Source organism: Bartonella sp. MU70NMGDW (assembly GCF_042194085.1).
In the GTDB taxonomy this organism is placed as follows: Bacteria; Pseudomonadota; Alphaproteobacteria; order Rhizobiales; family Rhizobiaceae; genus Bartonella; species Bartonella grahamii.
Genome location: NZ_JBHIMK010000071.1, coordinates 1 through 10,008, shown reverse-complemented (window position 1 = coordinate 10,008; position 10,008 = coordinate 1). Strand labels below are relative to the sequence as shown.

Here is a 10,008-nt window from a genome sequence, read left to right as displayed (position 1 = left end):
CCAACAGAAACAGAGTTTTGCTTGCTGGAAGTTTGTCCCGTATCACTGCGGCTGGTAATGGCAAAATCACCCCCTACTTCCATTTCTACATGATCTGCAGAAGCCACGGCGCCTGCCAGTATGGTGTTTCCCTGACTTATGGTGTGAACTGTGCCGGTGCCAATAATATGGCTGTTTTTGTGATGCACTTCATCACTGGAACCTTCCCCTTGACTAAAAGCAGCACTGCCCGTTGCCCCTGCGCCACCCGTGCCATAACCGGTGCCAACACTCATTGAAGCACTTTCACTGCTGTTTTGTGTGCTTTGCGTGTTTTGTGCACTTTCAAAGATGATATCTTCACCTGCTCCCATGGTGATATTCCCACTCTGTTCATCATTGCTTTGCATCGGGTTTGTACCGGCAATAATATCGGCTCCAACACCATGGATGCTGCCTTTGTGGGCTTGCATATTAACAGCGCGTCCGCCTTCTATTGTACCTGTTACCGCAGTAGAGGTCTGAACAGAGGCTTCTGCCTTCTCTGTCTTAAAGCCCACGGTTACGCTAGCAGAAACATCAGCAATATCACGAATAGACTGTTTAAGATTTCCATCCTTCATCTCATTATAAAGACCTTTGCCTTTACTATAGAGATCATAGCCTTTTAGACCAGCAATAAGACCATTGCCGATTTTGTGTTTTGTATCCCCATGACCAAAACGTTTGGCTGCATCCCTTACATCTTGTACGGCACCAAGAATGCCCACATTGACAGAGCCTGTCACACCAGCAAAAGACTTTTCATGCTTTTCTTTTGCGTTAGAGGTATCATAGCTTTCTGATAGGGTGATATTATTGCCGGCATCAATGTTGACATCACGATCCGCCGAAACAATGGCTGCTTGTATATTTACATCATTGTCAGCAGTAATCTGCACATCTTGGCGTGCCGTGATGTGTGATTGTGTGGAAGTATTTTCCCATTGATCGCCCGTATCTTTGGCGCTTGCAATTCCAACACCTACAGAAGCACCGCTGTTGCTCTTTTCAAACTGAATGCCAAAGCCTGTACGTTCTTCCTTTGAGCTTGAGGAATGGCTATTATGACCAACAAGCACATTCACATCACGAGCTGCCGAAAGATTAATATTCTCACCTGCAAGATCAGAGCCAACAATTTTCACATCTTTTTTCTTGGCAGTGATGTTGATCGTGCCATCCGCATTGAGAGAAGAACCTTGATGTTCAAAACTCTCTTCATTTTCTGTCTTTCCCTCACTCCCGTATATCGACACAAAGCCCTTGCCTGATCCCACACCAAAACCCGTTTCATGCTCCTCTGAATGGCTCTTATGATGATCTGTCATGCCATCAATCGTCACACTTTCTCCGCTCACATTGATATCTTGACCGGAAAGAAGATGAGAAGCAGAAATCTTGGCTTCTCCTTGTGCGTCTAACACGATGTTGCCCGTCGCCCCAAGGATAGAGGAGACCGTTGTGGTATGCGATTGAGATGTATCGGAAGATTCCTCATGCAAAAAGCCACTTGATGACGATTGTGCTTGCTGGTCCAAGTGTTCTTGGGCGCCTTTTATGACAATCTTTCCCCCAGAGTGAATGGTAATATCCGCTTGTTTCTGTTCTCCTGGTGCTTTCTCTCCTGACGTTTCCTCTGCCTTACCGGCTATGAGCGTCGAGGCTAAAACTTCCGTGTTGTTTCCTGAGTCAATGGCAATGCCTTCACCCCCAGATATGAGTGAACCGGAAACTTGGGTAGCATCCACCTTGTTATGAACGGATTTGCTGCTACTAAATGCTCCACCGTCTTTATGATACGACATCTCATAGTGTAAGCTATCCTCTGCATTATTGATCAGGACATCGTTGCTGGCTTTCAGCCCCACCTTGCCATCAGCCGCAATGGAACTACCTGTGATGCTAAGATCATGCGGCTTGCCATCCTGCCCTGCAATGACAGTGGTATCACCTCCCGATTTTATCGAAGAGCCAACGGCATGAGAGGCTTGCATATCCACTTTCGTGTTTTTGCCCTGAAGATGATACTCCATCTCATCTTCTCTTACCCCTATTGTTATCTCCCCTTGGGCGCCAAGTCCAACATTGCCCTTGGCATCTATATCGGAAGCAGCAATATGGATATCTTTTCCAGAGAGAACAGTGGTATCTTTTCCAGAACTTAAATGAGAGCCATTGTGCACGGCGACATGAGATGTTTCACTCCCATTCTGATTGTCCATACTGTTGCGTGTGGCATCAATAGAAACATTGCCCTCAGCTTGTAAGAGAAGTTTATCCGTTGCTTGAACATCAGAGCCTAGAATATTCAAATTATTTCCAGAGAGAAGTGTCGTCGAGCCACCAGAGTTTAACACAGATTTATGATGCATGGTGGCATCACCCTGTTCATCATGGTAATGGGTTTCTGCTGAACCGATCGTCAAGTTGCCTTGTTCTGTAGCCATGGCAAGATCACCTCCGGTGGTGATCCCCACCCCGGAGGCGGTGATATTTTGTTTAGCAATCACCGTTGCATTACCACCAGTAGAAAGCGCCTCGGTGTTTAATACTGTCTCCACGCCGTCAACCGTTGTGCGCCCTGCATCCAAACGAATATTCTTCTCCGCAAGGATAACAGCATCACCACCCGCCGCAAAATGCCCCCCTTGACTGAGGATATCCCCACCATGCACATGCAATTGGTGATTTGCCGCAATCCGCCCTGAATTGATAATCGTTGAATTGCTCGTATTTTGGCTAGTGATATTGACATCATCGCCCATGATCAAAGCCCCAGCAGAAACAAAGGAGGCTCTGTCTTTTTCGGGGATGTAAAGCACCGGTGCATAAACATCCATGCCCTTGACCTGTTGGCGCACATAAATCACCATCGGGGCTTCTAGGGACGCCAATTGTTCTTCACTCAAAGCCTCACCAAAGGGGAGATTGTGGGCTTTTGCATATTCTGCCCCACCATCCAGCAAAGTTTTGACTTGTTCAATGGCATCACTTCCAGGAATAAAGGAACCTTTGCCCAAACCTTGACCAACAAGATCACGCATTTGTTTTTCAATCAGCTGCTTTTCGAAATAAGCATCGCCTAAGAAAAAAATCTCTCTGTCAGGATTGTAACCAATTCTGTTCAAATAATAGGCTGAGCCATAAAACTTGCCGACATCAAGGAATTCTGCCCGCGTTTCATAAATGAAATTTTGATTGGGCAGCGTGCCCCCAACACCACCCGATTGGGGTTTTGGTAAAGGGAGCCCTTCAGAAAGTTCCCCCGCATTATTGAGATCCACTTTTGGTGTAAAGAGAGCACCAGCCCCGGTTAAACCACTTAAGGACTCCAGTGGATTGCCTTCAACTGCTTGTGCTTTAAAATGCGCATCCCCTGTAATCGAACCTTCCGCTGCCGTGTTATTGTGTTGATCAACCACCAGATTTAAAGTGCCACCCGCTTGAACAAGACCAGGAGCGGTATCAAGAACTTTTGAACCAGTATGGCGATCCTTGCCATCGGCTATATCTAAAGAAACATCGCGGCTTCCATCAGCTTTATAGCCATAACAATAACCATCCTGCGTATTGGCATTACACCCCATATAGGTTTTTTTATAAGCCGTTGCACCCAGATTGGTCAGCACACCAGCGTGGATATCGGCATTTCCCCCTGCTTCTATAGAGCTATAATGGTTGTCAATGGTATCAGCGTTAATGATGAGATTGCCACTAGATTGTATCATCCCCGAAACTGGTTTATGAGAAAACTCTTGCGTGACAGTCTTTTCTGTCATGTGTGACTGATTATTCCATTGATAGCGTTCTATATCTCCTTTTCTTTTATCATATTTCCAAGTGAATGCCTTGTAGACTGTTTTATCTTTCAAAGTTACCGTGCCATAGGTTCCTTCTTTGCTATTCCAAAGTTGTTGCTCAAATATAAAGTGTTTTGGACCTATTGGCCCATGCTTTCTCTTAGAAAGTTTTCCTTTTCCCCAACGATCCCAGTCCATATCATGATATAAATCCCTACCATCGAGAAAATTATATTTGTCTGGTCTTTGGAAAGAAATATCGCTATATTCCGTTTTTTCTGTGATGACAGGCGTGCTATCGGCTTCGTTTTTCAGGGTGTTGGTTTGGATATTTAAGTTTCCACCTGCTTGAATAGAGCCCGCTTTGTTAACAAGGGAAAGGCTTTTTCCGCTGCCAGCCGCATTGGTGAAAGATAAATCACCTTCTGTCATTATGGTGCCAAAATCATTGAGCAAAGCCCCATCAACTTGTAAAGCACCATTGCCCTTCACATAAATTAAGCCCGTTTTGTTGTTGGTCACATTGCCCGTCACGCTAAAGACTAAATCCTGCCCCGATGCCAATTGACCGCTATTTCCAAGCTCCCCCGTTTTGATCACGAAATCTCTGGCTGCTAAAACAGAAGTTGTCTCATCAACCATAACGCTTGGGGCAACAAAGAGAATATCTCCAGTCCCCCCCTCATCTGTCACGGCTTGTAGCAGCGCATTGTGAATATCAAGGGCATTGGTGCTTTGAAAGTCTAAACCGCCATAAGCCAATTTGCTCTCTGAGACATCAATATGATCTGCAATTAAATACAGCGTTTGCGGCGTGTAAATATGAGAACGATTATTGCTTAAATCGAGAGTGTTTGCCGTCAATCTCACATCCCCCTCAGCAGACAACACATTCTCAACACTGATCTCTCCAGATACCGATGTCAATGTTGCGCTGCCATAGCCCATGACCTGATCATAATAGATGTCGTTGCCTGCAAAAATTTCAATATTGCCACCACTGGCAATCTGCCCAACATTCGCCCCTTCTTTTGCTGTAATAGAAAGAAAGCCGTTTTTATCTAAAACAAGATCCCCTGAACCGCCCGTAGAAACGACACCTGTCATCAGTGTGCCTGCATCAAGGCTGCCAACCTTTAAAACAGCTTTTTCACCCGTCATCAGCGAAGAAAAGTCAACAGCCCCGCCCTCAATATTTGCCTTGCCATAGGCTAAAAGTTGTCTAAAATGAACGGGGGCATTTGTTTCTGGTTGTGCTTGAATGGCAACATTTTGATGCGACAGAATTGTTTGAGAAACAGAAAGCCCGTTATGAGAAACCAGGGTGATATCTCCTGCCCCATAAACACTTTCAGCGACAATCGCACCTTGACTGCTCTGGAGATCAACATCCCCTTGGGTGCCAAGAACAACAACACCAGAAGCACCCGTTGCCGCCATATCAACCCCACCGGCTAAAAACTGCGCCTTTATATCACCACCGGCATGTGCCTTGAGGTTTCCTTGCGCTAAAACAATCCCCTCAAGCTTCAAGTCTCCGCCCGATTCAAGAGCCATATCAGCGCCTGACCCTAGCCCTGAAACTTGAAGTGTCTGGCGCGAAGAAAGCTCCATATTGCCTCCCGATGTTGCTTTACCGGCAATCGATAAAAGCCCATCCTGCGCCTCTATTTTCAAATGACCATCAGCGCCAACCGTTTCTAACGTCACATCCTTATGTGCGGCAATATCAATATGCTTTTTCGAGGTGATGTGTTTTGCCAATACGCTCTGGCTTTTCGATTTGAGAACAACACCCCCATGACCAAAAACATTCTTCAACGAGATTTTCCCGTCAGCAGAAAGATGCAACTGCCCCGCATTGGCTGCCATATCATGGCGCATACGAACCCCAACACCTTTTTCTGTTGCCACAAGTTTTATTCTGTCCGCCTGTAGAGCCCCCAAAGCAGAACCATCTATCGCATATTCCGGTTTACCAGTAATATCAGTTAGCTCTTTCATTTCCCGTGAAGCATAATCAAAGTGACCCGTCCCTGCTGTCACTCCAATCTCCTTGCCCGCAACAGCTCCTTCAAAATGCACCGTGCGTGAGACAATATCAACAATATCAACAGCCCCTTGGCCTGAGAAAAAATTGGCTCCCTTGGCGCCAAAAGTAACATCCCCACCTCGCACCTCAAAGCCTTTCAAAAAACCGCTCGCATCAATTTCGGGAACACCTGTGGTTAAGGTCGCATGGGGCGTATTGATAAAGCCACAACCATCACAGCTTATCCCATTGGGATTGGCTATAATCACATCGGCGGGGCTCCCAAAAACCTCTCCTGGACCATGAAGCGCACTGCGCTTGCTGCTGGTGACCTCATTTAAAATCACTTTCGCCGAACCCGTAACACGCAAATGCGGATTGCCCGGCATAATGCCCCCCAACTGCGATTGCCCCACTTCTTGCGCATGATTGTTCCAAATCACACCCGGATTGCCAATATTAAAATCGTTATATTTATTGTGTGATAAGCCCTTGCCATTGGGGGTAACAATATCAATAGAGGGAACCCCATTGGGCGCTGCTACTATATCTGGGCGATGAGCGGCATGAGCGTTAGGATCCACAGTAATTTGTGCCTGTAACGCTGAAGGTGCTAACAAACAAGAAAAACCAAGTCCCCCAAATAAAACCTTTTTGAGCATCGTACTGGAGACTAAAACACCTAATAAAGCTGCTCTTTCTGCTCTCTTCTCATATCTCATACTTTAACTCCCCAATAAAAAATGCTTAAAGTTCCATTGTTAATGTCATAAAAAATGTTCCTGATTTTTTGTGCTTAACTGTGCTCCAAAAAATACTGGAATAACTGGCATCAAGAGAGACCATGCCTCCCGCAAGCTTGACACCTGCTGTCCAACCGGCAAGCTGGTCACTCTTAATCCCATACAAAACTTGCGAAAACACACGCCCATAATCCAAACCAACATAAGGGCGAAGTTCACCAAAAACCTTTTTGAAGGTCGCGTGATTGCTCCACGGAATGGTGCGTAGCAACAAATCATTCCGGCTAAAAAAACCGTTATTGCCAAAAAGCAAACTCTCACGCGTGCCACGAACATTGGAAGCACCCCCCAACGAAATCTGCTCAGCACCCAGTAAATTATGCGGTGAATATTGACCACTCAAAAGATTGCTCAGTATAAAGTCCAAGCCCCCTGCCTTAAAAGGCGTCATAACACTGAGTGTGCCGGTAAATTTGGCAAATTGTGGCTCCGCATCCCCTGCTCCTGGATCGTGCTTCTTGACTGAATGAAACAAGGGAAGACCTTGCAAATAACTCACATCAAAAGTCCAAGTTCCACCCAGCATCTGGCGCGAATGCGAAATCCCAAAATTGGCGACACTATATTGACGACTGCCCACTTCAATCTTATTGCCAAGAAGGTAATTGTTGGTTCTTTTATAAGAAAGACCTAAATTCAAGGTTGTAAGGGAAACACCATCACGATAAAGAACCCTGCTTGTACTGGCGTGCAACTCACTGGAATCCCCCGTCGTCTCAATATCGGTAAAATTGCCAGGAATAATGCTTTGGTAATTATAAACAGTGCCATTCAATCCAAAGGTCCAATAACCGTATGGAATACTCACACTCGCTGAAAGATTATTACTATGTCCTTCTTGCTTGCTCCCACCCCAATAATCGGGCTCACTGCGTTGATAGTTAAAATCCCACGCATCATTCATCCCTAAAATATTTTCTACCCTCAAGCCCGCACTATAACGCGCATAACCCGTGGAGGCTTGTCCCATATTGTCATGAGAAACAGTAACCTTGAAAGTTTTATCGGGATGATTGTTAATATTGACAATGGTGCTCCCTTCTTCACGCCCTGGAAGAAGTTCGCTTTGAGCGTGCGCTGAACTCAAACGGTTGATCTGATCAAGCCCCTGTTCAATATCGCGCATGTTCAGAACATGACCTTGAAGCCCAGGAAAAGCACTCCATACAACATTATTATAACGAGACGCCGGTGAACCATTATAGTAAATCTCTGAGAGCTTGCCCTCAACGACAACAAATTTGAGCGTCTTGCTGTTTTTGATATCTTGATCAGGAATATAAAAACGCGCCGTCACATAGCCTTGATCCAAATAAACTTTGGTTAACTTCTTGATCAATATTTGGATATCAGAAAGCCCAATACATCTTCCAACATAAGGCTCTGTTACGGCTGATATAGAGCGCTTTTTGACATGATGCACTCCCTCAACAATAATAGCATGAATGGAAAAACATTGCTTCCCACCTAAAAGCGTTTCTGGATTTTGCTCTGAAGGCGTCTTTATCCTTTTAGGCGTTAAAGCGCGTAATTTCTCAATTCTTTCTAATTGCTGCTTCTCAGATTGTTGGCGAGAAAAATTATCGGTTGGGGAATGAAAAACAGCTGAAGAGCGCGCATAAACACTTACACCTGTAAACAAGCCAAAGAAAACAACAATGGCACGAAAAATTCTCAAAAGAGAACTTTGGCGTAAAAATACAGAAAACAATACAGATTGCCCCCGCTTTGCACTATTCATGAAGCATTGTTTAAAAGAACTTCATGAACCTCTAACAAGTCCACTCAAAACAGCCACTGCCCTATGACGCTTTTAACAAAAGCACATGCCTCTGTAACCAAAGAAAAGGGGCACCCAAAAACTGCTCTATTTTAACTGCTGAAGATCTCTCCCCCACATTTATATAAAGAAACCTCTAAACAAAACTGTTTAGCGCACCAATGTTTAATACATCAATATCCCCATAAATATAAAGGATAAATTGCTAAACCATATCCCCTTATTCATAGAGAGAACCTTCAAAGGACGCCTAATCTGTGAGTTTTGAAGGTTTTAGGAATCTTCAAAACCTCACTATAAAATGCGTGATAAATGTATCAAAATAAATATTTTGATATCTTAAAAGCACATAGTGCATTTGTCTTGATTAACACGTGAAACGAATAGCAAATTTCACTATTTTGCTGATTTTTAGCTGGGTTATAGGCTGTGTATAAGTAGCCTTAAAAAACTATTTTGAAAAAATTATCCGATTTTTAGCATTTTTTCCAGTTTTTTCACTATTCATTCAAAATGGATTTAATAAGCTTTTTTTTGATTATTTTGATAAGAATTACCCCCTCACAAAAAAACGGAGCCCTGTTATAATATGACTCGCCCTCATCATTCTAATAATGAACACGTCACTTTACGCTCTTTGTTAGAATATTATCGTCAACGAGCTAAATCACCCCGTGAATTGGGAACACTGTTTGAAAACCTTGTGAAGGCTTATTTGACAAACGACCCGCTTCAAAAGCAAGAATATGAAACGGTTCAGACTTATTTGGAGTGGGCTAAGGAGCATGATGAAGATGGGCGTGATATTGGTATTGATCTGGTGGCTACAATCCGCGATGAAGGAGTCTATGTGGCTATTCAATATAAATGCTATGACGCTTCTCATTGTATTAAAAAAGAAGATATTGATAGTTTATAGCAGCTTCTGGCAAAAAGATCTTCACGCGTCGTGTTCTAGTTGATAGCACCGAAAGTAATTGGAGTGATAATGCGCATAACACTTGTGAAGGTCAAGAAATTCGTATTCAACGCATGAACCTTTTTGATTTAGAAAACAGTCAAATCGATTGGGGGGCGTATATCGATTTGGGTGCGTATAAAGAACAAGGACAAGCTACCCTTAAGAAGAAAGAACCGAAAAAGCTTTTAGATCATCAGAAAGAAGCCCTTGAGAAAGTCTGTGAAGATTTAAAAGAAGCAGACCGTGGCAAGCTGATTATGGCATGTGGAACGGGCAAGACTTTCACCAGTTTGAAGATAGCAGAAACTGGCAAGCGTGTTTTGTTTCTGGTGCCCTCCCTTGCTCTCATATCTCAAACAATCCGTGAATGGACAGAAGATACAGAAGTGCCTTTGCTGTGTGTTCGGATACACAAGTAGGTAGCGTCGTAAAGGTAAAAATGATGATGGGGCTTGGTCTGGATGCCTCTGATCTTGCTTTACCGGCTACCACGGATGCAAAAGAACTGGCTAGAAAAGCCAATAAGGTTTCACATGATCTGATCATTTGTGATGAAGCACACCGTACCACTGGAGCTGTGTTAGGAACAGACAAGAGTGAATCTGAGTTTA

The 10,008-nt window shown here is 44.2% G+C and carries 2 protein-coding genes and 1 pseudogene; 1 reads left to right on the top strand and 2 read right to left on the bottom strand.

Annotated features, from left to right (window positions below):
* Both ACFIKE_RS06965 and ACFIKE_RS06960 read right to left on the bottom strand, forming a co-directional pair.
* A partial coding sequence (locus ACFIKE_RS06965; RefSeq protein ID WP_375648851.1) for a hemagglutinin repeat-containing protein occupies positions 1-6,575 on the bottom strand: 6,575 nt, incomplete at its 3' end.
* A gap of 25 nt (positions 6,576-6,600) precedes the next feature.
* Positions 6,601-8,397: a ShlB/FhaC/HecB family hemolysin secretion/activation protein gene (locus tag ACFIKE_RS06960; RefSeq protein ID WP_375648848.1), complete on the bottom strand. Its 1,797-nt coding sequence runs from the start codon at positions 8,395-8,397 to the stop codon at positions 6,601-6,603.
* A 628-nt stretch (positions 8,398-9,025) separates the two neighbouring features.
* On the opposite strand from ACFIKE_RS06960, the pseudogene ACFIKE_RS06955 reads away from it, so the two are divergent.
* Positions 9,026-10,008, top strand: a pseudogene (locus ACFIKE_RS06955) (DEAD/DEAH box helicase family protein); the annotation flags it as partial.